At 56.3% G+C, this 25618-nt stretch carries 31 protein-coding genes; 14 read left to right on the forward strand and 17 right to left on the reverse strand.

What is annotated here, in order from left to right; all coding sequences use genetic code 11:
- Positions 1–146: 146 nt before the first annotated feature.
- The gene (locus ACR0JG_RS08510; RefSeq protein ID WP_480569046.1) at positions 147–917 is read left to right on the forward strand and encodes an alpha/beta hydrolase; all 771 of its coding nucleotides are present in this window, start codon (positions 147–149) and stop codon (positions 915–917) included.
- A 59-nt stretch (positions 918–976) separates the two neighbouring features.
- On the opposite strand, the gene ACR0JG_RS08515 is transcribed toward ACR0JG_RS08510, so the two are convergent.
- The 4 genes from ACR0JG_RS08515 to ACR0JG_RS08530 all read right to left on the reverse strand — a co-directional run bounded on the left by ACR0JG_RS08515 (position 977) and on the right by ACR0JG_RS08530 (position 5093).
- The gene (locus ACR0JG_RS08515; protein WP_170511160.1) at positions 977–1258 is read right to left on the reverse strand and encodes a hypothetical protein; all 282 of its coding nucleotides are present in this window, start codon (positions 1256–1258) and stop codon (positions 977–979) included.
- A 254-nt stretch (positions 1259–1512) separates the two neighbouring features.
- A complete protein-coding gene (locus tag ACR0JG_RS08520; protein WP_480569049.1) occupies positions 1513–2475 on the reverse strand; it encodes an MrcB family domain-containing protein in 963 nt (320 codons plus the stop codon).
- Positions 2476–2483: 8 nt separating this feature from the next.
- Positions 2484–4442, reverse strand: coding sequence for a DNA topoisomerase IV subunit B (gene parE, locus ACR0JG_RS08525; protein ID WP_480569052.1), 1959 nt, complete (start codon positions 4440–4442; stop codon positions 2484–2486).
- 150 nt (positions 4443–4592) lie between these two features.
- The gene (locus ACR0JG_RS08530) at positions 4593–5093 is read right to left on the reverse strand and encodes an NYN domain-containing protein (protein WP_480569055.1); all 501 of its coding nucleotides are present in this window, start codon (positions 5091–5093) and stop codon (positions 4593–4595) included.
- A 241-nt stretch (positions 5094–5334) separates the two neighbouring features.
- On the opposite strand from ACR0JG_RS08530, the gene ACR0JG_RS08535 reads away from it, so the two are divergent.
- The 3 genes from ACR0JG_RS08535 to ACR0JG_RS08545 all read left to right on the forward strand — a co-directional run bounded on the left by ACR0JG_RS08535 (position 5335) and on the right by ACR0JG_RS08545 (position 8536).
- Positions 5335–5943: a peroxidase-related enzyme gene (locus ACR0JG_RS08535; protein ID WP_170510752.1), complete on the forward strand. Its 609-nt coding sequence runs from the start codon at positions 5335–5337 to the stop codon at positions 5941–5943.
- A gap of 169 nt (positions 5944–6112) precedes the next feature.
- Positions 6113–7042, forward strand: a complete 930-nt coding sequence (ppk2, locus tag ACR0JG_RS08540) for a polyphosphate kinase 2 (RefSeq protein ID WP_480569058.1) — start codon at positions 6113–6115, stop codon at positions 7040–7042.
- Positions 7043–7171: 129 nt separating this feature from the next.
- A complete protein-coding gene (locus ACR0JG_RS08545; RefSeq protein WP_170404822.1) occupies positions 7172–8536 on the forward strand; it encodes an MATE family efflux transporter in 1365 nt (454 codons plus the stop codon).
- A 4-nt stretch (positions 8537–8540) separates the two neighbouring features.
- Here the strand turns inward: ACR0JG_RS08545 and ACR0JG_RS08550 are convergent, their stop codons facing one another.
- On the reverse strand, positions 8541–8942 hold the full coding sequence (locus ACR0JG_RS08550) for a hypothetical protein (protein ID WP_480569062.1): 402 nt from the start codon (positions 8940–8942) through the stop codon (positions 8541–8543).
- A gap of 14 nt (positions 8943–8956) precedes the next feature.
- Positions 8957–10159, reverse strand: coding sequence for a pyridoxal phosphate-dependent aminotransferase (locus tag ACR0JG_RS08555; RefSeq protein WP_170420989.1), 1203 nt, complete (start codon positions 10157–10159; stop codon positions 8957–8959).
- 92 nt (positions 10160–10251) lie between these two features.
- Between ACR0JG_RS08555 and ACR0JG_RS08560 the strand changes: the two genes are divergently transcribed.
- From ACR0JG_RS08560 to ACR0JG_RS08570, 3 genes are all read left to right on the forward strand, one after another.
- The gene (locus ACR0JG_RS08560) at positions 10252–10644 is read left to right on the forward strand and encodes a helix-turn-helix domain-containing protein (RefSeq protein WP_170393655.1); all 393 of its coding nucleotides are present in this window, start codon (positions 10252–10254) and stop codon (positions 10642–10644) included.
- Positions 10641–10898 (forward strand): succinate dehydrogenase assembly factor 2, encoded by a 258-nt coding sequence (locus tag ACR0JG_RS08565; RefSeq protein WP_170393653.1) that lies wholly within the window; start codon positions 10641–10643, stop codon positions 10896–10898. The genes ACR0JG_RS08560 and ACR0JG_RS08565 overlap by 4 nt, the downstream gene beginning before the upstream one ends.
- 77 nt (positions 10899–10975) lie before the next feature.
- Positions 10976–11473, forward strand: coding sequence for a MarR family winged helix-turn-helix transcriptional regulator (locus ACR0JG_RS08570; RefSeq protein WP_170393651.1), 498 nt, complete (start codon positions 10976–10978; stop codon positions 11471–11473).
- Here the strand turns inward: ACR0JG_RS08570 and ACR0JG_RS08575 are convergent.
- From ACR0JG_RS08575 to ACR0JG_RS08585, 3 genes are read right to left on the reverse strand one after another with little or no spacing between them, the layout of a single operon-like run.
- Entirely contained in the window at positions 11420–12190 is a 771-nt protein-coding gene (locus ACR0JG_RS08575) for a DUF1194 domain-containing protein (RefSeq protein WP_170596074.1), read from the reverse strand. The genes ACR0JG_RS08570 and ACR0JG_RS08575 overlap by 54 nt on opposite strands.
- Positions 12187–12891 (reverse strand): DUF1194 domain-containing protein, encoded by a 705-nt coding sequence (locus tag ACR0JG_RS08580; protein ID WP_480569067.1) that lies wholly within the window; start codon positions 12889–12891, stop codon positions 12187–12189. Before ACR0JG_RS08580 ends, ACR0JG_RS08575 begins: the two co-directional genes overlap by 4 nt.
- Complete coding sequence (locus ACR0JG_RS08585) at positions 12888–13316, reverse strand: VOC family protein (protein ID WP_170393645.1); 429 nt, start codon at positions 13314–13316, stop codon at positions 12888–12890. The genes ACR0JG_RS08580 and ACR0JG_RS08585 overlap by 4 nt, the downstream gene beginning before the upstream one ends.
- Before the next feature lie 177 nt (positions 13317–13493).
- On the opposite strand from ACR0JG_RS08585, the gene thyX reads away from it, so the two are divergent.
- On the forward strand, positions 13494–14405 hold the full coding sequence (thyX, locus tag ACR0JG_RS08590) for an FAD-dependent thymidylate synthase (protein WP_170393643.1): 912 nt from the start codon (positions 13494–13496) through the stop codon (positions 14403–14405).
- A 115-nt stretch (positions 14406–14520) separates the two neighbouring features.
- On the opposite strand, the gene ACR0JG_RS08595 is transcribed toward thyX, so the two are convergent.
- The gene (locus ACR0JG_RS08595) at positions 14521–14727 is read right to left on the reverse strand and encodes a cold-shock protein (RefSeq protein ID WP_008758035.1); all 207 of its coding nucleotides are present in this window, start codon (positions 14725–14727) and stop codon (positions 14521–14523) included.
- Positions 14728–14941: 214 nt separating this feature from the next.
- Here ACR0JG_RS08595 and ACR0JG_RS08600 point away from each other — a divergent pair, with 214 nt between their 5' ends.
- Together ACR0JG_RS08600 and ACR0JG_RS08605 are read left to right on the forward strand one after the other, a co-directional pair.
- On the forward strand, positions 14942–15259 hold the full coding sequence (locus tag ACR0JG_RS08600) for an arsenate reductase family protein (protein ID WP_170422413.1): 318 nt from the start codon (positions 14942–14944) through the stop codon (positions 15257–15259).
- Positions 15260–15301: 42 nt separating this feature from the next.
- The gene (locus tag ACR0JG_RS08605; RefSeq protein ID WP_170596068.1) at positions 15302–15670 is read left to right on the forward strand and encodes a hypothetical protein; all 369 of its coding nucleotides are present in this window, start codon (positions 15302–15304) and stop codon (positions 15668–15670) included.
- Position 15671: 1 nt separating this feature from the next.
- On the opposite strand, the gene ACR0JG_RS08610 is transcribed toward ACR0JG_RS08605, so the two are convergent.
- The 5 genes from ACR0JG_RS08610 to thrS form a co-directional block, all read right to left on the reverse strand.
- Positions 15672–16190 (reverse strand): DoxX family membrane protein, encoded by a 519-nt coding sequence (locus ACR0JG_RS08610; RefSeq protein ID WP_170404850.1) that lies wholly within the window; start codon positions 16188–16190, stop codon positions 15672–15674.
- Positions 16187–16948 (reverse strand): HvfC/BufC family peptide modification chaperone, encoded by a 762-nt coding sequence (locus ACR0JG_RS08615; RefSeq protein ID WP_480569072.1) that lies wholly within the window; start codon positions 16946–16948, stop codon positions 16187–16189. Before ACR0JG_RS08615 ends, ACR0JG_RS08610 begins: the two co-directional genes overlap by 4 nt.
- Positions 16945–17802, reverse strand: a complete 858-nt coding sequence (bufB, locus tag ACR0JG_RS08620) for an MNIO family bufferin maturase (protein ID WP_480569075.1) — start codon at positions 17800–17802, stop codon at positions 16945–16947. Before bufB ends, ACR0JG_RS08615 begins: the two co-directional genes overlap by 4 nt.
- Positions 17803–17873: 71 nt before the next feature.
- The gene (locus ACR0JG_RS08625) at positions 17874–18176 is read right to left on the reverse strand and encodes a BufA1 family periplasmic bufferin-type metallophore (RefSeq protein ID WP_010439128.1); all 303 of its coding nucleotides are present in this window, start codon (positions 18174–18176) and stop codon (positions 17874–17876) included.
- A 221-nt stretch (positions 18177–18397) separates the two neighbouring features.
- Positions 18398–20356, reverse strand: coding sequence for a threonine--tRNA ligase (gene thrS / locus ACR0JG_RS08630; protein ID WP_170421002.1), 1959 nt, complete (start codon positions 20354–20356; stop codon positions 18398–18400).
- Between the two features lie 216 nt (positions 20357–20572).
- Between thrS and ACR0JG_RS08635 the strand changes: the two genes are divergently transcribed.
- The 4 genes from ACR0JG_RS08635 (at position 20573) to ACR0JG_RS08650 (ending at position 23748) form a co-directional block, all read left to right on the forward strand.
- Positions 20573–21322 (forward strand): alpha/beta fold hydrolase, encoded by a 750-nt coding sequence (locus ACR0JG_RS08635; protein WP_170393631.1) that lies wholly within the window; start codon positions 20573–20575, stop codon positions 21320–21322.
- Positions 21322–22329, forward strand: a complete 1008-nt coding sequence (locus tag ACR0JG_RS08640; protein ID WP_480569080.1) for an alpha/beta hydrolase — start codon at positions 21322–21324, stop codon at positions 22327–22329. Before ACR0JG_RS08635 ends, ACR0JG_RS08640 begins: the two co-directional genes overlap by 1 nt.
- 20 nt (positions 22330–22349) lie before the next feature.
- The gene (locus tag ACR0JG_RS08645; RefSeq protein ID WP_480571068.1) at positions 22350–22964 is read left to right on the forward strand and encodes a hypothetical protein; all 615 of its coding nucleotides are present in this window, start codon (positions 22350–22352) and stop codon (positions 22962–22964) included.
- 73 nt (positions 22965–23037) lie between these two features.
- Positions 23038–23748, forward strand: a complete 711-nt coding sequence (locus tag ACR0JG_RS08650) for an alpha/beta fold hydrolase (RefSeq protein WP_480569083.1) — start codon at positions 23038–23040, stop codon at positions 23746–23748.
- Here ACR0JG_RS08650 and ACR0JG_RS08655 read toward each other — a convergent pair.
- Positions 23745–24329, reverse strand: a complete 585-nt coding sequence (locus ACR0JG_RS08655) for a DUF6151 family protein (RefSeq protein WP_480569086.1) — start codon at positions 24327–24329, stop codon at positions 23745–23747. The genes ACR0JG_RS08650 and ACR0JG_RS08655 overlap by 4 nt on opposite strands.
- Positions 24326–25597, reverse strand: coding sequence for a polyhydroxyalkanoate depolymerase (gene phaZ / locus ACR0JG_RS08660; RefSeq protein WP_170626086.1), 1272 nt, complete (start codon positions 25595–25597; stop codon positions 24326–24328). Before phaZ ends, ACR0JG_RS08655 begins: the two co-directional genes overlap by 4 nt.
- Between the last annotated feature and the right edge of the window lie 21 nt (positions 25598–25618).

Raw genomic sequence — 25618 nt, forward strand, 5'->3', positions numbered from 1 at the left:
GGGCGCAATCATCGACCCCTCATGCGGAGGTAACCCAATCCAACTCAACCAACAAAACATCACTGAGCTGTTTAAAGTGGCGATCTGACAGGCTTGCCGAACCCATCCCTCACCTCTCATACTGGTCGGAGGTGAGGGAGATTTTCATGACGAAAGAGATTGTTCTGATCCACGGTGCTTTTGCCGGACCGTGGTGTATGCAGGATTATGCGGGCTTCTTTCGTGCACGTGGCTGGACGGTGCATACGCCCGCGCTACGCTACCATGGTGGCGACCCCAAGGCAGATCCCGATCCCGGCCTCACCGACACGAGCGTCATGGATTATGCCGATGACATCGCAGACTTCGTGCAGGGGTTGGAGAGCAAACCTGTTCTTCTGGGCCATGCTATCGCCGGGGTAGTCGCGCAGAAGGTGGCGTCTCGCGGGCTGGCCAGCGCCGTTGTCCTGATCAACCCGAACGCGGCCTGGGGCACATTGCCCGAAACCGACGACGAACGCGCCGTGCCGCGGGCGCTGATGGAGGGTGGGGCGTTCTGGAAACAGCCCATGCGGGTCGATTTCGACCTGATGGCCCCCTTTGCGCTCAACAAGATGCCCGAGGCGCAGCAGCATGAGGTGTATGACCAGCTTGGCCCCGAAAGCGGGCGGGTTATGTTTGAGATGTTCTTTTGGATGTTCGATGACCACCACGCGATGAAGGTGGACATCGACAAGGTCGATTGCCCGGTGCTGATCGTTTCAGGCACCGAGGACCGGGCCGTGAACCCCAACACCTGCCGTGCTCTGGCGAAGCTTTACGGAGACCGTGCGACTTTCCTGCCTGTCGACAACCACGCGCATTTTCTGTTCATGGAGCCGGGATGGGAAAGGCCAGCCGAACAGATTGCCAACTGGTTGGATCGGAATGTTGGGTAGGATGGGGTTTCACCCCATCGCTCCCATTCCGCTTTGATGGGTTGGAAACCCATCCTACGTCAGTTGTTGGTTTGAAACGTGCTCTGCGGTTTCCAGACCAGAGAGCCATCGTCATTGCGATGACACCGCAGCAGCCGTTCCTCGCGCGTGCTGATGGTTGAGGTTACGGTGTTGTCACCGGTCAGCAGGATGAACGCGTCTGGCGAATAGGCCATCCCGCCATAGTAGCAAAACCGCGTCTCGGCCCCGTCTGGAATGGGCGATGCAGTGCTGAGCATCTGCTGCGCGGGGGCCGCCGAAGCCAGCAGGGTCAGGGCCAGCCCGAGGGTTAGTGTTTTCATGTCGTCCTCCCGTTCGAAAAATTGTTCGTGGTCTAATTGGGTCTTGGACGCTCGGAACCTCAAATGTCGTTCTTTGATGACGGATTGAGGGTAAGTGTGAACGGGATCAAAGAGTTAGGCAAGCGGTGTGTTTGGGGGGTGGCTGTTGCCACGCGTCAACTATGAATTTTGGCCAGCATAAACCACTCCATTTAAATGGGTCAATTCAGTTACATGAAACCTGGTGTCGTTAGCCAGTTTTGAGGCGGACGTATCTACTTCTTGATCGTATATTCAAATCGAATTGAGTTTATCAGCAGATTTACATCCGAAGAGTCCGTTTGCTTGTGGATCATTTGATGGCACGTTGGACAAAGAACCAAGAAATCATCTGGTATTCTATATCTACGGCTTTCACCTTCAGCCAAGCCGCTAATTGGCTTCGCGTGATGTACGTCTATCGGAGTGTTCTGTAGTGGACCGTCAAAGCCAAAGTGTATTTTAGGATCCATACCGCATGCTTCACAAACAGTACCCCTCGCTTGAAGGACGGTCTTCCTAATATTCGGCGCCCGTTCTATGCGACGTGAAAGAAAGTATTTGCGGGTTTCTGTTATGTCTGTTGTTCCCGCTTCTTCCATCATGGTGTCTGTGGGAGTAGTACCACCGCGATCTACAAGTGCATTATAGGCAGACAGCATTCTATCTAAGTCTTTGTAGAACTGATCGGAATCGATTTGAGTTGCTGAATAGGTGCGCCCAAACGAATGGCCAGATTCATACCCAAGCGGTAGGGACTCTGAGGAGCCTAAATCAATTGGTTCCACCGAGAACAGCTTGGCAAATTCTGGCACCCTTTCCGCCAAGCCAATTGCTCTTCGGCGCAGAACTTGACGACCTTTGCGCTCGCCAAACTCGTTGTATACTTCCGTTGTCCCTTGGTTCACCGACAGCACAATTTCTTCTGATTGTGCGTTAATCAGGTAAACTACGTAAAAACCTCTTGTGGCGCTCTCAGTAACTAGTGGGTCAAAAAAAGCCAACCAAGGTACAGCTGCCCAGTTGCCTGCACCAACGCTAGATTTGACCTTTAACGCGTAAGGTAGAAATATTAAGTGTTTCTTGGCTTCTATTGATACGTCGTGTCGAACAAAATTCCCAAAATCGCTGCCGGTAAAAGATTTGGCTCGTTCAAAAACGAACTCCCTCGCCATTCTGGCGAGCATTTGGTGAAGCATTATTTCTCCTAGACATCCAACTCCTCCACAAACCGCGCGTTCTCTTGAATGTATTGGAACCGCAGTTCGGGTTTTTTGCCCATCAGGCGCTCGACCAAGTCGCCGGTCTCGCCGGGTTCATCCTCGTCGATGGTGACCCGGATTAATTTCCGGGATTTCGGATCCATTGTGGTCTCTTTCAGGTCCTTGGCGTCCATTTCGCCCAGACCCTTGAAGCGCGAGACGTCGATCTTGCCCTTGCCGCCCAGACCTTTCTCAAGCCATTCGTCGCGCTCGGCCTCGTCCAGGCAGTAAACGCGCTTGGCGCCTTGGGTCAGGCGGTAGAGGGGCGGGCAGGCCAGATAGAGGTGGCCCGCGTCGATCATCGGGCGCATCTGCGTGAAGAAGAACGTCATCAGCAGCGATGCGATATGTGCCCCGTCCACATCCGCGTCGGTCATTATGATGATCTTGTCATAGCGCAGGTCGTCGACGTTGAACTTGGTGCCAAGGCCCACACCCAGCGCCTGCGTCAGGTCGTTGATCTCGGCATTGGTGCCCAGCTTGGAACTGGCCGCGCCCAGCACGTTCAGGATTTTACCGCGCAAGGGCAGCAGGGCCTGCGTTTTGCGGTCCCGGCCCATTTTGGCGGACCCGCCCGCCGAGTCGCCCTCGACAATGAATAATTCCGTGCCGTCGCGTGTTGAACTAGAACAGTCCACCAACTTGCCGGGGAGACGAAGTTTCTTAGTGGCGGACTTGCGTTGTGTTTCCTTCTCGGCCCGTCGGCGCAGGCGTTCTTCGGCCCTCAGGATGAGGAAGTCGAGGATCGCCCCGGCGGATTTCGTATCAGCCGCCAGCCAGTTGTCGAAATGGTCGCGGACGGAGTATTCGACCAGCCGCTGCGCCTCGACCGTGGCCAGACGGTCTTTGGTTTGGCCGACGAATTCCGGTTCCGAGATAAAGCAGGACACCAGCGCGCAGCCGCCGGTGATCAGGTCGTCACGGGTGATCTGACCTGCTTTCTTGTTATTGATCAGCTCGCCATAGGCCTTGATCCCCTTGAGGACCGCAGCCCAGAAACCGGCGACATGTGTGCCGCCTTCGGGGGTTGGGACGGTGTTACAGTAGGACTGGATGAACCCGTCGCGCGAAGGTGTCCAATTGATCGCCCATTCGACTTTGCCGGGGGTGCCGAACTTCTCGTTAAAGTCCACGGTGCCGGCAAAGGGCTGCTCGGCATAGGTCGACGAGCCGTTCATCGTCTCCTTCAGGTAATCCGACAGACCGCCGGGGAAGTGAAAGGTCGCCTCGGTCGGGGTTTCCCCGTCATCGATGGCGGATTTCCAGCGAATCTCAACGCCTGAGAACAGGTAAGCCTTGGAGCGTATGGATTTGAACAGGCGCGCGGGTTTGAACTTGTGATGGCCGAAGATGTCGGCGTCGGCGTGGAACGTGACGGTTGTACCGCGCCGGTTGGGCGCTGCGCCTACTTTTTCCACCGGACCTAGAGGGATACCGCGCGAGAAGCGTTGTTCGAATAGCTGTTTGTCGCGTGCCACCTGCACGACCATCGAATCCGACAGGGCATTCACCACCGATGCACCTACACCGTGCAGACCGCCCGAAGTCTGATACGCCTTGCCCGAGAATTTACCGCCTGCGTGCAGGGTACAGAGGATCACTTCAAGTGCCGACTTGTCGGGGAACTTGGGATGCGGGTCGATCGGAATGCCGCGCCCGTTGTCACGAACGGTCAGGGCGTAATCGGCGTGCAGTTCGACCTCGATCCGGTTAGCGTGGCCTGCGACTGCCTCATCCATCGAGTTGTCGAGGATTTCGGCCACCATGTGGTGCAATGCGCGCTCATCGGTGCCGCCAATATACATGCCGGGGCGTTTGCGCACCGGTTCCAGCCCTTCGAGCACCTCGATGGACGAGGCGTCATAGGTGGAGGTCGCTTCTGGCGTCAACAGATCGTCGGGCATGGGTGCTGCTCTTGTTTTTGAGTTTCCCCCATTATGGCAGGTGATGTGGTCCGGGGGAAGAGGGACGCGAGGTGTTGTATCCGGTTTGTCGGGGTCACCGGAACCGGAGCGAATTTCAGCGCTGTATTGCAACGCGTTTACAATGACAGACTACAATGACAGCCAGAGAGTTTTGTCTTTAAAGCCACCTCGAACAAGAGAACTTTTCTCAAGCACATCCGAATATTCGTCATCCCAATCACTGAACCGGTCATTTGTGACGATAGCAGCGCCGAGATCCCGCGCTACCTGAAGGACCAGCGGGTCGGCAGGAGTACCCTTCGGCGCAACCATCACGTGGCTGCATGGCAATCCAAGCAAAGCCGCAAGGGAACTGTCGTTCATATAGCGATCTGAGATTTTGTATCCTACATTGGCATCAAAGACGACGCCCGGTGTCCGCCCCTTTGTCTTCAACTCGTCGACAACCTCGCGCACTGTGGCGATATTAGGAACACCGCCTTTCCAGTGCAAAACATTTGATCCATCGACGACAGCCCAGTTTTTCGAAGTTTTGAGCCGGCGTAGCCTTTTTCCGAACAGCAGTAGCAAACTTGCCAATGCGCACGGTCCTGTCAGCAATAACCAATCTGAGAACGCTGGATAGAACATAGCTATAGCAGAGCCAAAACAAGACAGGGCAAAAATACAGATGAGTGGGCGCACAGTTGAAAAGTCTTTGGTCAGAAAGTTGTTTCAATAGGGACGTAGCAGACAGTAAGGGTAGCTGCCCAGCATATATCAGTTATGCAAAACAGATTGTTATTAAACCGCGAGCTTTCCAAGGTCTCGTCATGTTTCGAAATCCCGTTTAGGCTTTGTTCCGGAAGCAGAAATTAGGGGAGCAGAAGAATTGAGTTGGATCAGAACCATTCCATTCGAAGAGGCTACGGGAAAGCTGAGGAAGCTTTATGACCGGGTCACCGGGCCGGACAACAATGTAGACAACATCATGATGGCGCACAGCCTGCGGCCGCATTCGATGGAAGCCCATATGGCAGTCTACAAGAACGTGTTGCACCATTCGGCCAACAAGGTGCCAAAATGGTTTCTTGAAGTGTTGGGCGTGTGGGTCAGCTCTCTGAACCGGTGCGGGTATTGCGTAGAACATCACTTTTCCGGATTGCAGCGGTTGCTGCAGGATGAGGTGCGCGGCAATGCGATCCGTGCGGCGATTGAGGCGCGTGATCCGGCCTCGGCCCCGCTGGACGCGGCACAGGTCGAAGCGATGAGATATGCGCGCAAGCTGACCGAGGCACCCGGTGATCTGACCGAGGCGGACGTGATCGCTCTGCGAGAGGCGGGGTGGGAAGATGGCGAGATTCTTGAGATCAATCAGGTGTGTTCGTATTTCTCCTATGCGAACAGAACCGTTTTGGGTTTGGGGTGTTCGACTGACGGAGACGTTTTGGGCTTGTCGCCGAACAACTCGGACAATCCTGATGATTGGGGACATCGGTAAGTGCGGGGCTGGCCGCTCCCCCCTATGTATTTTGGGGTCATGTAAAGAACGGGCATAGGCCTGTTCTTTGACGCCCCGATAAAACCTATGTCAATTTGACACCAATCAAAGCGCGCCGTGTGACAATCGGCTAAGCATCTCCTCGACAGTGAAACCGAGGAGATCATGTATGGATGCGGCACCCCAGATCAAACAAAAATCATCGCAGATCAATGCTGTAACTGACCTGAAGGCGGATGCTTCGGCACCAACATCCGAGAAAATCCGGCAAGCTTTTGAGAGCGGCAAGTACCCCTATGGCCGCAAGATGGCACGCAAGGATTACGAGGCGCAAAAGGCCGAGCTGCAGGCAGAGTTGTTGAAGGTTCAATTGTGGGCGCAGGAGACCGGGCAGCGGTTTGTGCTGTTGTTCGAGGGCCGCGACGCCGCCGGCAAGGGTGGGACCATCAAGCGGTTCATGGAGCATCTGAACCCGCGTCAGGCGCGTGTGGTCGCATTGAACAAGCCGACGGATGAGGAGAAGGGGCAGTGGTATTACCAACGCTATGTGCAGCAGCTGCCCACCGTGGGCGAGATGGTGTTTTATGATCGGTCCTGGTACAACCGTGCGGGCGTCGAGCGGGTGATGGGCTTCTGCTCACCCAATGAGTATCTGGAATTCATGCGGCAGACGCCCGAGTTGGAGCGGATGCTGGTGCGCTCGGGCATTCAACTTTATAAGTACTGGTTCTCGGTCACGCAGGAAGAGCAGCAGCGGCGCTTTGGGAGTCGTGAAACTGATCCGTTGAAGCAATGGAAACTGTCACCGATTGACAAGGCTAGCCTGAGCAAATGGGATGATTATACCGAGGCGAAAGAGGCGATGTTCTTCTACACCGACACCGCTGATGCGCCCTGGACGATTGTCAAATCCAACGACAAGAAACGCGCGCGTCTGAACTGCATGCGGCATTTCCTGTCGACGCTGGACTACCCGGACAAAGACCTCAGGATCGTTGGTGAGCCTGATCCGTTGATAGTTGGGCAGGCGCATCACGTAATTCATAACTCGGACCATATTCTGGGGACAGCGCTGCATCCTGACGCGAAGATCGGCTGAAAATCGATAAACTGTAAAGCCGTTGCACCAAAGGTGATGGCTTGCGTCGCTTTGTTCTCGTTAGTCTCATTATGAAATAAGTTTGTTCCGCTCTTGTCTCGGGCAGCGCGCAAGCCTAAGGCTGGCGGAATGAACAAGGTGATGACATATCCCGGCCATTTGCGCGCAATCGCGGTGCTGGGCCTGCCATTGATTGGCGGGCATCTGGCACAGTATGCGATTGGTTTGACCGATACAGTCATGCTGGGCTGGTACGGGGTCGAGGCGTTGGCTGCCGTGACGCTGGCCAACAGCTATTACTTCGTCCTGTTCCTGTTTGGTGCCGGGTTTGGGTGGGCCGTAATGCCAATGGTGGCGACCGCTGCCGCCGAGGAGAATGAGACCAGCATTCGCCGCTCCACTCGCATGGGTCTGTGGCTATCACTGATCTATGCGACGGTGATGATGCCCCTTTTGTGGTGGTCCCATCCGATCCTGATTGCTTTGAAGCAAGAGCCGCAAGTCGCTGAAACTGCGTCAGTATACCTGCGAGTCGCGGGGTGGGGCTTGTTCCCGGCGCTGTTGGTGATGGTCCTGAAGTCCTATTTGGCCGCGCTTGAGCGGACGCAGATTGTGCTGTGGATCACGATTGTTGCAGCTGTGGTCAATGGCGTGACCAACTATGCGCTGATCTTCGGAAACTGGGGCGCGCCCGAACTTGGGGTGATTGGTGCGGCTATCGCGTCAGTGGTGACGCAGATCGTATCATTGGTGGCGGTCGTGATCTATGCGGTGCGTGCGTTGCCGGAACACAGCTTGTTTCAGCGGTTTTGGCGTCCGGATTGGGAGATGTTCATGAGCGTGCTGCGTTTGGGCGTTCCCATCGGTCTGACGACACTGGCGGAGGTGTCGTTGTTCGCGATCTCTGCTGTCATGATGGGCTGGTTGGGTCCAGTGCCGCTGGCAGCTCACGGGATTGCGTTAAACCTCGCCTCGGCGACGTTCATGGTTCATTTGGGCCTGTCTAATGTGGCGACTATTCGGGCGGGCAACGCGTTGGGTCGACGGGATCGGGCGCATCTTGAGAAAGGCGCGATTACGGTGACCGGGATGTCGTTGATCGTGTCGGTCTTGACGATTGTTCTATTCCTGACATGCGCTGAGCCCCTGATCTCGCTGTTTATGGAGGCCGATGATCCGCAGCGGCCACAGATTCTGCTAATCGGCACTGGCCTGCTGGCGATGGCTGCTTTGTTCCAGCTGGTCGATGGGGCGCAGGTCATCGCACTAGGCCTGTTGCGAGGTTTGCAGGATGCAAAAATACCGATGGTGATGGCCGCACTCAGCTATTGGGTGATCGGTATCCCCGCTTCGTACTATTTCGGCTTTGTTCAAGGTATGGAGGGGATCGGAGTCTGGCTCGGCCTCGTGATTGGCCTCGCTTGTGCTGCTGTATTGCTGATGGCGCGCTTCTGGCTAAGGTCGGTGCGCGATGTAGGAGAAGTTCCCGCCTAGGGGATCATTCTTTGCTCATCCGGTCGGATTTCTTTCGAACAAGTACCGACCGCAAGTCGTGCATTGCCATCAGCAATGGGTCGGTCACGTCCTCTAATTGCGCATCCGTTGCTTTAGACTGAGCCCATTGCGTGGTCAGATTCAGGTAGTCAACCGCACGGTGTATATCATCCACATCGCGGCGGGATAGCAGGGCTTTGCGCTCTTCCATCCAGCGCGCGATTTCATCGTTGTCGGCGTCGCTTAGTACACGCTGGCCCTGCGGTTTGACCTCGCCATTGCGGATGTTGATGACCGCGATCTGTTCCATCTCGATCCGGCGATGGCGATTTTCCGTGTCGATCCTGAACACCGCTGCCCCATTTTCGCGCACGCGGAAATAGTATTCAGGCAGGGCTTTGGACATAACAAACTCCGGTATCAGGTGAGCGCGGCGCAAAAACGTTGGATGCGTGTGCAGGCTTCAGTCAGGGCTTCATCAGAGGTCGCATAGCTGACGCGGAAATTGGGCGACAGACCAAAAGCTGCGCCAAACACAACCGCCACGTCGGCCTCTTCCAGCAGGGCGATTGCGAAGGTTTCGTCCGAATCTATCACAGTGCCCGCGGGTGTGGTTTTCCCGATCAAGCCTGCGATTGATGGATAGACGTAGAACGCGCCTTCGGGTGTCGGGCACGAGATACCGTCGATTTGGCTGAGCATGTCGACGACCAGATCGCGACGGCGTTTGAAGATCTCATTATTCGGCGCAAGGAATGCTTGAGTTCCATTCAGAGCCTCGACTGCTGCCCATTGGCTGACCGAACTGGGATTCGAAGTTGATTGAGATTGCACCTTGCGCATCGCGGCGATCAACTCGACCGGGCCTGCCGCATAGCCAATACGCCAACCGGTCATGGCATAGGCTTTGGAGACGCCATTGCAGGTCAGCGTCCGATCATAAAGTCTCGGTTCCACCTGTGCGGGCGTGCAGAACTCGAACCCGTCATAGGCCAGGTGCTCATACATATCATCGGTCATCACCCAAACATGCGGATGCCGCATCAGGACATCTGTCAGTTCTTTCAGTTCAGCCCGGCTATAGCCCGCTCCGGTGGGATTCGAGGGTGAGTTGAAGATGAACCATTTCGTTTTAGGTGTGATTGCGGCTTCCAGTTGATCCGCTGTCAGTTTGAAATTGGTCTGCAGCGAAGTTTCGACGATCACTGGTGTGCCACCGGCCAGTAACACCATGTCCGGGTAGCTGACCCAATAGGGCGCGGGGATGAGGACCTCATCGCCCTCGTTCAGCGTAGCCATCAGCGCGTTGTAAAGCGTCTGCTTACCCCCGGTCCCGACCGAGACCTGAGCGGGCGTATAGTCCAATCCGTGGTCACGCTTCATCTTGGCGCAAACCGCCTGTTTTAGCTCGGGGATGCCGTCCGGAGCAGTGTATTTGGTCTTGCCCGCAGCGATGGCGGCCACGGCGGCGTCCTTGATGTTCTGCGGCGTGTCGAAATCGGGCTCGCCTGCGCTCAGCCCGATCACATCGCGCCCGGCGGCCTTCAGCTCGGCTGCTTTGGACGTCATCGCGATGGTGGGCGAGGGTTTTACGCGTGACAGTGTCGCAGACAGGAAACTCATGGTCGGCCTCGGTTTGTATGTTCAGCCCGACTGTCATAGGGTGCGCCGAAATAACGATCAAGCCAATTGAGTTTTACCCTTTGGAGACCCCGATGAACGACGAAACAGACTGGTTCGGACCGGACACCGCAACCTTCGGGGATCGCGTTGCTGGCGCACGCGAAGCCGCAGGCATGACGCAGACCCAATTGGCCCGCAGGCTTGGTGTCAAAAAAGCCACGATCACTTCGTGGGAAGATGATTTGTCCGAACCCCGCGCGAACAAGCTGTCGATGATGGCGGGGCTACTGAATGTCTCGATCATGTGGCTTCTGACGGGCGAGGGCGACGGCATGGACGAAACAAGCCTGCATGGCGATACGGACTCGGAATTGCGCGATCTTGTTGCAGAGCTCCGCACGATCCGAGGTGAGATGCGAGCCAACTCCGAGCGTCTGGCTCGCGTCGAAAAAGCGCTGCGTCTGAAATTGGAACGCAATCAATGACAGAGCCGCGCGAGACCCGGATCAAGCGCATGAAAATGCGTTCGATGCGGCGGGGCATCAAAGAGATGGATTTGATCCTGACGGCATATGCCGATCGCAACCTGTCTTCGATGGACGAGGCGGGATTGGACACATACGATGCCTTGCTGCATGAAAATGATCAGGACCTTTATCAATGGGTCACTGGTCAGGCCAGCCCGCCGGAACCGCTGGCCGAATTGATCGCGGATATCGCGCAAACCTTTCAAAAATAAGCAATCATCAGGCTTAACCGATTTTTCGGGAATTCGCGTCATGTTTTCAGAAACAGCGCGATGAATCGGAGGATTGAATGAGTATGGAGTTACAGGTCACCGCGCCCGGGACCAAGGGGTTCATGACGAGCTATCTTGAGGCGTTGGCACTGGTCGAGCGTCTGCATCGCTTGCTTCTGGACGTCATCAAGGATGAATTCGAGCGTGTCGGCGTACTTGAGATCAACGCGGTGCAGGCCCTGCTGTTGTTCAACATAGGCGACCACGAAGTAACCGCCGGAGAGTTGAAGAGCCGTGGTTACTATCAAGGCAGCAATGTCAGCTACAATCTTAAGAAACTGGTCGAGATGGGTTATATGCACCATCAACGATGCGAGATTGACCGCCGCTCGGTACGGGTACGCCTGACGCCGCGCGGGCGTGAGATTCGCGATATCGTATCAGACCTGTTCGCCCGCCATGCCGAAGGGCTGCAAAACCGCGGCGTGATCGGGACCGATGGGATTGAAGAGATCACCGGTTCACTGCGTCGGGTCGAACGATATTGGACCGATCAGATTCGGTATATCTACTGAAAGCTTTGATGGCTGAGTTTGGGACAGCGACAGACCCTCAAGCTCACGGATCAGTTTACGCGTCATCGCATCTTCATAGGCTTCGAAGCCAAGGGCGACTTCGACGAAAGCATCGGGGCCTCGGATGACCCACGCGTGGTAATAAGCAGATAGCTCCCCAATCTCTACCTGGCGGGTGTCTCCTGGATTGGGGTCGTCGATACCGATTACAAGGGCATTGATTGTAATATCAGTGTTTTGCAGAGCGGCTTTTATATCCCGTGGGTGATGTCCGAGATTGTGTTTGCCATCACCGGACAGATCCAGTGTTCGCCGCCAGCAATCGCTTTGGCTCTCCAACATCTCAGCACCGTACAACATGGCCGACCCGACCGCCGTTCCCTGCGGCGCTGATGAGCGTGTTGTGCTTTCTAAATGTTGCTGAATTCGACGCAGATCAGTAGTCGAGCGAACATCTGTCCAACCAAGCAAGAGGCGTTGGTGGCCAGGTTCGCTCCATTCGTAGATAGCGATCCGTACAAAGGTAGACGGGTTTGAAAGGATCAGTTGAACCACCTCGGGATGGCGCAACGCGGCCGCAAGGCCACTAAGTTGCAACCTGTACTCACGACTGTCGACCGAACCAGAGACATCCATTCCCAACGCCAAAGCCTGTCGACATTGCGCTGAAAGCGGGTTGGCCAGCAGGCAAAGAAGTGTCGCACACAGGCGGATCATTTCGCATTATCCGGTTGCAACGCACTAAGTTCCAATCCTTTCAATTCCCGTTCCAGTTTGCGACGCATGGCACGCTCAAAATCTTCGAACCCGGCGGCGATCTCAAGAAAAGCACCGGGTCCGTGTAGTACATTTTTCTGAAAGAACGGGATCAAGTCGATTTCTCCTTCGAAATCAGCTGCATTGATCACCAGACCATTCACGGTCGTGTTGTCGAACGGAAAGTGCTTGTAGGCGATCTGTGGCCCGTAGCCATCGTTATTCTTGCCATCGCCCGAGATATCAATGGTTTGGAACAGACAATTCGGGGCGCTCGCCAGCAGGGTTGCCCCATACGCCAGCGCGTGACCCATTGCAGTTGGAAACTCGTCTTCCGATCGCTTCGATGTGCCGATCCGATGCGCGGCGGAGATCAAATTGGCCCGAGTATCAATTATCGTCCAATCCAAAAGCAATGTCTGGTTGAAACTGCCGGACCATTCATAGACGGCTAATGCAACCGGTTGAGGTGAAAGGAAGAAAGCCTCCTGCACCTCGGGCGCAATCAATGCGTTGGCCAGCCCCTGTCGTTGCAGCGCATCCTCAGTCGCGTCCACCGAGGTCGAGATATCCATGGCCAGCGCCAGCGCCAGGCGGCAGGTCTCGGCCCAAAGGGGGCTGCCCGCGACAGCCAGCCCCAATGCTCCCAGCCAGCGGATCACCAGTGGCCGGTGCTTTCCATGCTAGACCAAGGCTCTGCCGGGGCTAACGCTTCACCATTTTGCAGCAACTCGATCGAGACATTGTCGGGCGAGCGAACGAACGCCATACGCCCGTCGCGTGGCGGGCGGTTGATCACGACGCCATTGTCCTGAAGATGCTGGCAGGTCTCGTAAATGTTGTCGACGCCATAGGCGAGGTGCCCGAAATGGCGGCTGTCGCTTGGCAGTGCGTCGTCGCCATCCCAGTTGTATGTAAGTTCAATGGGCGCGTCCTCTTGTCCCGGTGGGGCGAGGAATACCAGTGTGAACCGCGCAGCCTCGCTTTCATAACGACGCGTTTCCTTCAGGCCCAATAGTTCATAAAACGCTATGGATTTCTCAAGATCCTTCACGCGGACCATGGTGTGGAGATATGTCAGCCCCATCGCGACTTTCCTTGCATTGGTTGTGATGCCAAGCACCTTAGCGCGCCTTCATCCCATGTCGAGGGGCTGGCCGGACACAATTCCGATTTAGCGCAATGCGCCGCACATATCGCGGTTCCGATGGCAAGCTTGCCGATATATAGTGGTCGGCGACTCATTGCTGGAAAGGATAATTTCATGCCTCTGTCTGCCGACCAACTGGCCGAGATCGAAGCTCAGCGCGCACAGTCGAGCCCGACCCGCCGCGTCGTTGCCGAAGGTATGGAAGATCATCTGTACACGGCGCATCAGGTTCTGGATCACGGGTTTGTCCGCGTTATCGACTATATGGGCGACGATGCTGCGATCTGTCAGGCCGCGCGTGTTTCCTACGGCAAAGGCACCAAGTCGGTGCAAAATGATGAAGGCCTGATCCGCTATCTGATGCGCCACTGGCATTCGACCCCGTTTGAAATGTGCGAGATCAAGTTGCACGTCAAACTGCCCGTATTCGTAGCCCGCCAGTGGATCCGCCACCGCACGGCGAATGTGAACGAATATTCGGCGCGGTATTCGATCCTGGATCGAGAGTTCTATATCCCGGCACCCGAACATGTCGCCGCGCAATCCGAGGTTAACAATCAGGGCCGTGGGGACACATTGCAAGGCGAAGAGGCCGCGCGTGTGTTGGAGATTCTGAAAGCGGACAGTGCGCGCTGCTATGACAACTACGAGGCGATGATCGGTCAGGACGGCCAGCAAGGGCTTGCGCGTGAACTGGCGAGGATGAACCTTCCAGCCAACATTTATACGCAATGGTATTGGAAGGTGGACTTGCACAACTTGTTCCACTTCTTGCGTCTGCGTGCCGACCCGCACGCGCAGTACGAAATCCGCGTTTACGCAGATACCATGTGCAAGATTGTCGCCGACTGGGTACCGTTTGCCTACCGCGCGTTTGAGGACTACCGCCTTGGTGCAGTCAACCTCTCGGCGCAGATGGTGACCTGCTTGCGTCGGATGCTCAGCGGTGAAGATGTCACTCAGGAAAACTCAGGCATGACCGCACGGGAATGGCGTGAGTTTGAGGCTGTTATCCGAGAGGGTTGATTCAACAGAAAACTGAGCACGTCCCAAGGTGGGCGCGTTCACTAGGGTTTGCGGTTAACGGCCTGAAATTGGCCGTCAACCTTCTTTTATCTTTCCCGCCGGGGCGGGCTGTGCCTTACAGCGGCTTCAAATCAGCAGCCATTTGGCGGCCGTCACGTCCGTCCTGCAACTCGTACGAGACTTTCTGATTGTCAGCGAGTCCGGTCAGACCGGATCGTTCTACGGCCGAGATATGAACAAACACATCTTTGCCCCCTTCGTCGGGCGCAATAAAACCATAGCCTTTGGTTGTATTAAACCATTTCACGGTGCCGGTTGGCATTTCCCGTGTCTCCTTCTACTTACAAGTTGTCCCACAAATTGGTGGGGGCCTTGGCTGGCAAAACCGCCACACGTCACTGTTCGCCCTCACGATACAGCCCGGGTCGCGTGTTTCGCCTTTTTCAACATTACACGGTGAAGTAAAAAATCAAGAATAACTGGGGCAGCCTGATGGGTTTGTCTAAATTTGCAGCGATTACAGGATTAGTTAGATAATGCAGCTATATGGGTTAAAAACTTGCGATACGTGCCGTAAGGCATTGAAACTGCTTCCAGATGCGGTTTTCGTTGATGTCCGCGCGCAAGGGGTTCCCGAAAATGTGCTGTCCGAGGCGTACGAGACTTTCGGCAAAGCCTTGCTCAATACGCGATCAACAACCTGGCGGGGATTGGATGATGACACACGCAATCGACCGGTGCTCGCGCTGTTGGCTGATCATCCGACCCTGATGAAACGCCCATTGATAGTATCCAATGGTCAGATGTATCTGGGCTGGACGCCTGAAACCCGTCAGGCCCTTGGTGTTGCCTGAAGAACTGCTTATGTGACACGGGCAACAAGCGGAGACCTGTGAATGCGAAACGCTGCCATGATTTTAGGCGTCATTGCCGGGCTGATCGGGATGATCGTCGGCTTTTTTGGCTACGGCTTTGTGGAACTGATCGACCAGTTTGGTGAGATCGAAGGCATTGCCGAGCAGGTAGAGAACCCCGAGTTGATCCAGACGGCTTCGATCGTGGCGCCTTTGTTGGCAATCGTTGGCGGGGCGATGGCCCATTCGCGGGCTCTGATTGCAGGCATTTTGCTGCTGATTTCTGCCGCTGGGATGTACTACGCCTTTGGCTTCGGTGTTTTCACCATGTTCCCGATTGCCTTTGCAGGCGCAGCAGGGTTGCTCGGGCTCGCCGCAGGAAAACCGGACGAGCCCAAGGCACATTTCTAGGTCACTTCAGGCGTAATAACCGATCCAGAGACAGCGGACCCGCGCCGTTGATCACAATCACCAGCAGCAGGAATGTCCACATCACGCGCTGATCCATCAACGTAATTGCGTTGTCGAATAAGCTACCGAGTTTGACGCCATGTCCGGTGACATCGGTCAGTGTTTGAACCCAGACAAATCCGATCATGCCAAGCGCGGCAAGGCGCGTCAGCAGGCCGACCAGCAAAAGCACAGGCAGGACAAATTCGGCCACTGTGCCAAAGAAGATGACGACCCGCTGGAAAAAGGTCATCTGAGTCACATCATACAGCACCGCCTCTGCAGCTTTGGGAAAGATCTGGCCGAAGGCTCCGGCCGATGGCGAAAAGATCGAGCCGTCGATTTTCAGCGTGGCCGAGTTCCAGTAGTAGACGAACAACACGGCGATAAAGACCACCCGAGCCAGGGTTGGTGTCAGCCAACCGGACGCGTGATCCGCTTTTTCCATCGCATTATTGTAAGTTGAGATCAGGGCAGTCATGTGTCCAGCCTTTCGATAGTCACAGAAGTTATTGCACCGCCCTGCAAAAGCAGTGCCAGAGTGGTTCCAATATCAAATTCGGGTGTTTCGGCCATGGTGGATTCAAATGCCTCACCGATGGATTTGCCATCCTGAATCAGCGCGATCCATGCCGCACCACCCGGTAGCAATGGGTGTGGGGCAGGGTCGTATTCGGGACGCATGATCAAAACATCCTGAGCGCCCGCCTCAGGTTTCGGCGCGCCTTCTTCGGTGTTAAATAGCCAGATCGAATGTACGGGCCAGCTTGAACGCAACACCTGCACCGACGGCGCGAGGGTCAGTTTGGCTTGCATCAAATCTTCCGGTGGCAAGCTGAGCGCTTCGGCATCTATGGGTTGTCGATCAGCGGCGTGGTAAGCCCTACGCAGCGCCAGTTCCAGACGGGCAACATCCGGCAGGTAGCCCAGATGCGACAACTGCTCCATTCCTTCCAGAAATTTTGGGAATTCCTCGCCATAAAACATCATCAGGGGTGAGGACGGCGGGTGCTGGCGCAAGAATATTCCAGCCAGCCCGTCCATATTCTGGGGGCCCAGCAGTTTTGTGATCACCGGGAAGGCCTGATGCATCGCCTCGGTCAGCGAGACGGCGACGTTGTTGCGATAGACGCTGAAGCGACGACCGGCGGGCTGCGCCTCGGCGTCCAGCAACCCATCGGGAATGGGCTTGTTGGCATCTAGCAGTGCCATGTGGAATGTCGTTTGCGACACGCTCATGCGGGCACGCGATCCAGCGCTTTTTGCGCGCGCTCGGCTTCGGCCCGTAACACTGGCCAGTCCGGCACATCGGTGTCCCATTCAATCAACAGGGGTTTGGGGCCGGATTTGTCCAGAACGTAGTCCAGCAGCGCCCAGACCGGGTCCACCACTTCGCGCCCGTGGCTGTCGATCAGCAAGGGATGCCCATGATCGTCTTCGTCTTCGTCATGCCCGCCCAGGTGAATCTCACCGACTTGGTCTAGCGGGTAGGCATCAATATAGCCCTGCGGTGAGAAATCCAGATTGGTGGCTGAAACAAAGACGTTGTTCACGTCCAGCAGCAACCCACATCCGGTGCGCCGGGTGATTTCTCGCAAGAAATCAGGTTCGGACCATGTGCTTTCCTCGAAAGCCAAATAGCTTGAGGGGTTCTCTAACAGCATTTGCCGCCCGACAATCTCTTGCACCTCATCAATATGGTCGCAAACACGGTCCAGAGTCGCATCAGTATAGGGCAGAGGAAGTAGATCGTTCAGGAAGTGGCTGTCATGGGTTGACCATGCCAAATGCTCCGAAAAGCTGGCCGGGTTCAACCAGCCGACAAGATGCTTCAGGCGGTCCAGGTGATCTGGGTCAAGTGGCGTTTCGCCGCCGATCGACAGCCCGACACCATGCACTGAAATGGGGAATTGTTCGGACAGGTGACGCAGTTGTGCCAGAGGTCTGCCACCATCGCCCATATAGTTTTCGGCATGAATCTCTAGCCACGCCACAGGCTTGGCCTGTTCAAGAATCTGCGAGAAATGCTGTGGTTTGTAACCAACGCCCGGTGCTGCAGGCAGCCGGTTCGATCTGCGCGCATTGTCCAACATTTGCAAATCCCCTGATCACGTGGAAAGGGCGGGCGATCCTGCCCGCCCTTTCTGGTTCATTCGGAAAAGCCTTATGCAGGCAGGTCACGCTCCAGCGGCTCAAGCGAACCTTTGCGATCTGCACCGTCTGCTGTTTTAGGCAGCTCGATGTCGGCGCAAGTGCCTGCGTCAACCAGGGTCCATGCGTTGCCCTGATAGTCGACGGTCGAAGTGCCCGCGCAAGTTGTGCCGGGGCCGGCTGCACAGTCGTTCTGACCCGCCAGAGAAACGCCATAGCACTTTTCTTTGGCTTGGGCTGTTGCGGTTGTGGCCGCGCCGGAAACGGCTGCAGCAACTGCGCTTGCGATAACCAGTGTTTTTGCAGTGTTCGACATCTTGGTAATCCTTGTTAATGACTGCGTATGTCTGCTTGTGACAACGACAAGATAATGGTTCAGGGGCAGCAGTTGAATTCACGAGCCCGTGTCTCACAACCCCGTCAAAGGTCGTCATGCACCCTTGAACGTTAACAAATTGTTTTTGAATTGAAAAATGATATTTGTTTCAATCCGGCCCAAAATAACGGGCCGGATTTCTAGCGGTTTGCTGCCGAATGTTACAGCAGATCGGGGGGCGTTGCAGCCACGCTCAACTCATTTGTTACAGCCTCAAGCGATTGGACCTGCGTCTGTTTTTCGCCAAGGCGACGGACACTGACCGTGCGATCTTCGACTTCACGGTGACCAACGGCCAGAATGATCGGCACTTTGCCGACCGAATGTTCGCGGACTTTATAGTTGATCTTCTCGTTGCGAATATCCGCCTCGGCGCGGATGCCTGCTGCGCGAAGGGTGCTGACCACTTCGGCCACATACTCATCGGCCTCGGAGGTGATCGAGGCCACAACGACCTGGCGCGGGGCCAGCCAGAACGGCAGCTTGCCCGCGTGTTCTTCGATCAGAATGCCGATGAAACGTTCAAACGAGCCCAAGGTCGCGCGGTGCAACATAACTGGGCGGTGTTTGCCACCATCAGCGCCGATATACGTGGCGTCCAGTCGCTCGGGCAGAACAAAGTCCACCTGATGCGTGCCGCATTGCCAATCCCGCCCGATCGCATCGGTCAGAACAAACTCGAGTTTCGGGCCGTAGAATGCCCCTTCACCCGGGTTGAGTTCCGGCTCGATCCCAGCCGCGCGGGTTGCGCTGAGCAGGGCGGCTTCAGCCTTGTCCCAAACTTCGTCCGATCCTGAGCGTTTTTCCGGCCGGTCCGAGAATTTGACCGAGAAGTTCTCAAACCCGAGGTCTTTGTAGATACCGGACAGGAACCGAATGAACTCAGCGGTTTCGGATTCGATCTGGTCTTCGGTGCAGAAGATATGGCCATCATCCTGGGTAAAGCCACGCACGCGCATGATGCCGTGCAGCGCGCCCGAAGGTTCGTACCGGTTACACGATCCGAACTCGGCCATGCGCAGAGGAAGGTCGCGATAGGATTTGAGACCCTGATTGAAAATCTGCACGTGGCAGGGGCAGTTCATCGGTTTCAGGGCGTTGACCGCCTTTTCCCGTGCATGTTCCTCGTCCACTTCGACGATGAACATGTTCTCTTGGTATTTGTCCCAATGACCCGAGGCTACCCACAGCTTGCGGTCGACGACCTGAGGGGTGTTGACCTCAACATAGCCACCTTTGCGCTGTTGCCGACGCATGTAATCTTGCAGAAGAGTGTAGATGGTCCAGCCATTAGGGTGCCAGAAAATCTGCCCTGGGGCCTCTTCCTGCATGTGGAACAAATCCATCTCGCGACCCAGCTTGCGGTGGTCGCGCTTGGCGGCTTCTTCCAACATGTGCAGATGAGCCTTAAGCTTTTCCTTGCCGGTGAAGGCTACGCCGTAGATGCGCTGTAGCATTGCGCGGTCGCTGTCGCCGCGCCAATAAGCCCCGGCGATTGACATCAGCTTGAACGCGTCGCCTGGCAGTTGACCGGTGTGCTGCAAGTGCGGGCCACGGCAGAGATCCTGCCAGTGACCGTGCCAATACATGCGCAGTGGTTCATCACCCGGGATGGATTCGATCAGCTCAACTTTATAGGGCTCATTATTGGCCTTGTAGAACTCGATCGCGCGATCGCGATCCCAGACCTCGGTGGTCACCGGGTCACGCTTGTTGATGATCTCTTTCATCTTTTTCTCGATGAGGCCGAGATCTTCGGGCGTAAACGGTTCCTCACGGTCAAAGTCATAGTACCAGCCGTTTTCGATGACGGGGCCAATGGTGACCTTGGTTGCGGGCCAAATCTCTTGCACGGCGCGGGCCATGACATGCGCCAGATCGTGTCGGATCAGCTCATTGGCTTGCGCCTCGTCCTTCATGGTGTGAATAGCGATTTGCGCGTCGGCTTCGATTGGCCATTGCAGGTCCCAATGCTGTCCATTCACCGTGGCAGAAATGGCTTTCTTCGCCAGCGAGGTCGAGATGTCGGCGGCGACCTGTGCGGGCGTAACACCTGCTTCATAGGATCGGGAATTGCCATCGGGAAAGGTAAGGGAGACTGACTGTGAGTCCAGGGCCATATCGGCTCTCCTCGTCGGTTTGGCGCCCACTGAACGCCCGGTTGCGGGTTATGTATGCTCGGCTCATGTGGCAGGTGGGGACACAGGTGTCAAGGGCAGGAGCGAGGGGCCAGCCCCTCGCACTCCCCGAGGTATTTTTAGCCAGATGAAGAAGGATCGGGCAATTGCAGAGAGGTGCGTGACATGCATGATGGGCGGACAAGCAAAGAGGGTAGCATGGCAGAGGCAGAATTTCTGGAAACCGCGCAGGGACGACGTCTGGCGTATCACAAGAGTGATGGGCGCGGGCCGACCATCGTTTTTCTAGGTGGCTTGAAATCAGATATGGAGGGCACCAAGGCGGTGCATCTGGAAGCGTGGGCGCGCGCGCGCGGGCAGGGGTTCCTTCGGTTTGACTATTCGGGGCACGGTGAAAGCTCGGGCGCCTTTACTGACGGGTGTATCGGGGACTGGCACGAGGATACGCTGGCTGCAGTTTCTCGGTTAACTGATGGTCCGCTGGTTGTTGTGGGATCGTCGATGGGCGGGTGGCAAGCGCTGTTGCTGGCGCGTGTCATGCCCGAGCGGATCGCAGGTATGGTGACAATTGCGGCGGCCCCAGATTTTACCGAGGACGGGTATTGGGCGTCGTTTTCGGACCAGCAAAAATCTGAACTAGAGACGGTTGGACATGTAGAACTGCCATCGGACTACATGGAGCCCTACGTCATCACCAAGCGGATGATTGAGGATGGGCGGCAGCGGTTGGTTTTGCGCGCTTCGCTTGATCTGCCTTTCCCTGTGCGTCTCCTGCAGGGGACAGCAGATACGGCCGTCTCGACCGATACGGCAGTGCGCCTGCTGGATCATGCCACTGGTCCGGACATGCAACTGCTGCTGGTCAAAGATGCGGATCACAGGTTCTCGGATGAGCGATGCCTCGGGCTGATTGAGCAGGCTCTGCGAGAAGTCCTGGAAGGCACCTGATGCATCGCCTGGGCTGGGTTTTGGGGCGGGTGCTGGTGGGTTTGACGCTGGTTGGTGTGTTGATCTACGCCTTTGGCCCGCGCGAGCCAGTGGACCTGCATCCGCGTTTCGATCCGCGCAAATTTGGCGAGGGCGTTCAGGTTTACTTTGAAAGCATCGAATCCGCCTATGATGACATCGTGCCAGGTGTTGAAAAGCGCGTGGTCTGGCAGGATGGTTTTGTCGAACAGCGGACAGCTTATGCAGTGCTCTACATTCATGGGTTTTCCGCCACGTCCGAGGAGATCAGGCCAGTACCTGATCGCGTTGCGGACGCGTTGGGTGCCAACCTTGTCTACACAAGGCTTCAGGGGCATGGCCGCGATGGGGACGCAATGGCCGAAGGTACAGCGTCGGGCTGGATGCAGGATACCGCCGAGGCGTTGGCTGCCGCCCGGGCCGTTGGTGAGCAAGTCATTGTGATCGCAACTTCGACGGGGGCGACATTGGCCGCCGCGGCTGCGATGGACACGGAACTGAGCACTGATGTGGCTGCATTGGTTTTGGTGTCGCCGAACTTTGGCGTAAACTCGGCTGGTTCCTGGGTGCCATCCTTGCCGTGGGCCCGGCATTGGCTGCCGCCATTGATGGGACAGGACCGGGATGTCTCAAGCACTGATCCCGAGAAGAACATCTTTTGGACAACTGTTTATCCATGGGAGGCGGTCGTGCCGATGTTTGCCCTTGTGGATGCGGTCAATGCGCTGGACTTCTCGGGCGCGCGGGTTCCGGCGCTGTTCTGGTTTTCTGATGATGATCAGGTGGTGCGTCCGGAAAAAATGCATGAGGCGGCCAAGGCCTGGGGTGGTCAGGCGATGGTTTCATTGGTGACAATGGGGCCCGGGGATGATCCGGCCTCACACGTGGTCGCGGGGCGTCTGATGTCACCGGGTCAGACCGACGCGGCGGTCGCGGGCATATTGGAGTGGCTGTCAGAGCAGGGGATTCAGAGGCAAGGCGGTGGCTGAATATGCGTAGACCGGGCAGTATGTGGAGCCTTGAGACCTTGGGTCGCGTGCGACTATCCCGGCATTTTTTCATGCGTGATTTCCTATATTCCGAGATCGGGAACTTTCACGCATTGCAAAATATTCCCGACAACCCTGATCTTGCGATCGAGACCGGGCGCGCGTTTTGCGAGACCCTGCTGGATCCGCTGGAAGAAACCTTTGGTCGTATCGCGGTGCGCTCGGGCTATCGCTCGCGATCTCTGAACCGGTTCGGGAACGAGAACAGGTTGAACTGTGCCCGCAATGACAACCCGTTGGAGTGCCACATTTGGGATTGGGGCGAAGGTGACGCACGTGTAGCAGGGGCGTCGGTGGTAATTCCGTGGTTTGCAGACCGTTATGCGCAGGGGCGCGATTGGCGCGATCTGGCTTGGTGGATGCACGACCATCTGGATTATTCCGAGATTTGGTTTTTTCCCAAATTATGCGCGTTTAATCTGGTTTGGCGGCCCAAGCCTGTACGGCGGATCGACAGCTATATCACCCCGCGCGGCTGCTTGTTGCGGGCCGGGGCGGAGCCAGATGAACCGCTGGGCCAAAGGCAGGAACGCTATGCGGATTTCCCACCGTTTCGGTCGATCAGCTATCCGTGAAGTTTTGCTTGCCCGCCGTTGGCAAACCTCTCATCCTGTAACAAAACAATAACAACGAGCGGAGGGCACCGAGGTGATCGAGCCGTTGGTTTTGCTACCCGGATTGATGTGCGATGCACGGTTGTTTCAGGCGCAGATCACCGCGCTGTCGCGTGAACGTGCAGTTATGGTCGCACCGATCACCGGCGGTGAACGGTTCGAAGAGATCGCGTCGGGCTTGCTGGATCAACTGCCGCACCGGTTTGCTTTGTGCGGGTTTGGTCTGGGTGGTGGCGCCGCGCTTGAGATCGTGCGGCGCGCACCTGAGAGGGTGACACGACTGGCCTTGCTGGCGACGGATGCGCAGGCCGACACACCTCATATCGCGGCGAGTCGCGAAGACCTGATCGTTGGCGCGCAGGCGGGGAGGTTGGACGAAGTGATGCGCAAGCTGATCGGCTCGGACATGTTGGCTCCCGGTCCGCAACGCATCCCGATTTTGAACGAAGTGTTGCGGATGGCCGAGGAATTGGGCTCGAATGTGTTTGTACGTCAGATAAGAACCCTGCAACGCCGTCCGGACCAACAAGGCACGCTGCGCCGGATCAGGATGCCCACGCTGATCATTTGCGGTGCCCATGATGCGGAGAATCCGGTCCGCAAGAATACCTTCATGGCTGATCTCATTCCGGATGCAGAGTTGCGCGTGATTGATGAGGCCGGGCACTATCCGACACTGGAAGCACCCGAATCCGTGATTGCGATGCTGCAGGATTGGCTCCGGAAACCACTGCGGCTGACCTAGTCGTAGAAAACCGCGCGCTGGTTCTTGGTCAGAACAGTTGGTTGCACCACCGGCCGACCGGTTTCAGAGTCAAAGAATGGCGTTTTCTTCCAGCTCCCGGACAGACGCGATTTTAGTATGCGTTTAAGCAGACCCATAGCGGCATAGCGGATTTTCTCATGAGACTGCTTGCCGTCAGCCCTTGGCACAAATCCACGCGTAGTAATGGGACCCAAACTGCTGGGGTGGGGAATACGTTTGACGATAAAACCCGCGAACGGAAATTTTGGAGTTGTCGGCGTCGTGGCCAGCGGCGCGTTGCAGCATCTGGCATACCACCGCAACATGCCCTTGGGGCTAAGTTGCATAGCTGCCAAGTGCTCGACCCCTGCATCGATCTTGATGTCTTCCGGTGACATCTGAAACACCTCGACTGGGTCGGGCGCAGGGTCGGGCTGTTCAAAATAAAGCTGAGCCGCGCGGCAGTCATGGCAAAAACACACGACATGAGTGCCGGATACGACGCCGTGTTCAGTAATGCGCCCCGAAAGAGCGCCGCAATTGCAACGGAAAGGAAGGTCTCCTGCCGCTGCGCGGCTCATGCAACTTTGTTGCTATTGGCGGCTCGTCGACGGGGTTTGCGGCTGTTTTCATTCATGAAATCAATCACTAGCGGACGGATGTTGTCGCGCCAGCTGCGGCCCGCAAAAATGCCATAGTGACCCGCGCCGGGTTCAACATGGCTGGCCTTTTTGCTGTCGGGCAGACCCGTGCATAAATCCAGCGCCGCGATGCATTGCCCGGGGGCTGAGATATCGTCATTCGTGCCTTCGACCGATTTCACAGCCACATCAGTGATCTTGCCGATATCTACCTTGTGGCCGGCTACAACGAACTCGTTGCGCGCGATCTCACGGTTTTTGAAGACACGTTCAACGGTCGAAAGATAGAACTCGGCAGTCATGTCCATCACCGCCAGATATTCGTCATAGAACCGGTTATGGGCATCGTGGTCGGATGCCTCGTCACGAATAACGCGCTGAATCTGATCCGAGAACGCCTTGCTGTGACGTTCGGCATTCATTGACATGAACGAAGCCAGTTGTAGCAAGCCGGGATACACCATCCGGCCTACGCCCTTGTATTTAAAGCCAACCCGCTGGATCATCGTTTCTTCCAACTGACCCATCGTAACACGGCGACCAAAATCCGTAACTTCGGTCGGAGTTGCGTCGGGGTCGACGGGACCGCCGATCAGCGTCAGGGTACTTGGCTGCGCCTTCGGCTCGACCTCGGCCAGATAGGCGGTTGCGGCCAGAGTCAGCGGTGCGGGCTGACAAACCGCAATAACATGCGTATCGGGGCCGAGCTCTTTCATAAAATCGACAAGGTAGAGCGTGTAATCCTCGACATCGAACTTGCCTTCGGACACGGGAATGTCGCGCGCGTTATGCCAATCGGTAATGTAGACCTCACAATTGACAAGCAGGCTTTTGACGGTCGAGCGGAGCAGGGTCGCGTAATGCCCCGACATCGGCGCAACCAGCAGAACCTTGCGCGGCTGTTCTTTGCGTCCATTAACGCGGAAATGGATCAGGTCGCCGAAAGGACGCTCAAGCACGGTTGTGATATCGACCAGATGGTCCTTGCCGTCTTCGCAGGTAAAGGTGCGGATGCCCCAATCAGGCTTGACGACCATACGCTGGAATGTGCGCTCGGTTACTTCGCCCCATGCAGCCATCCAGTTGAAGGCCGGGTTGGGTGTCATCGAGAACAGGGGGTAGGATGCCATCGCGCTTGCGGTTGCACCAAGCCATTGGTTGGTGTTACGCATGGTTTCCATCAGGTCATAGGTCATCATGTAGCGCATCGAATGTGCCTCCTGAGTATC

This window comes from Ruegeria sp. AD5, from assembly GCF_056542345.1.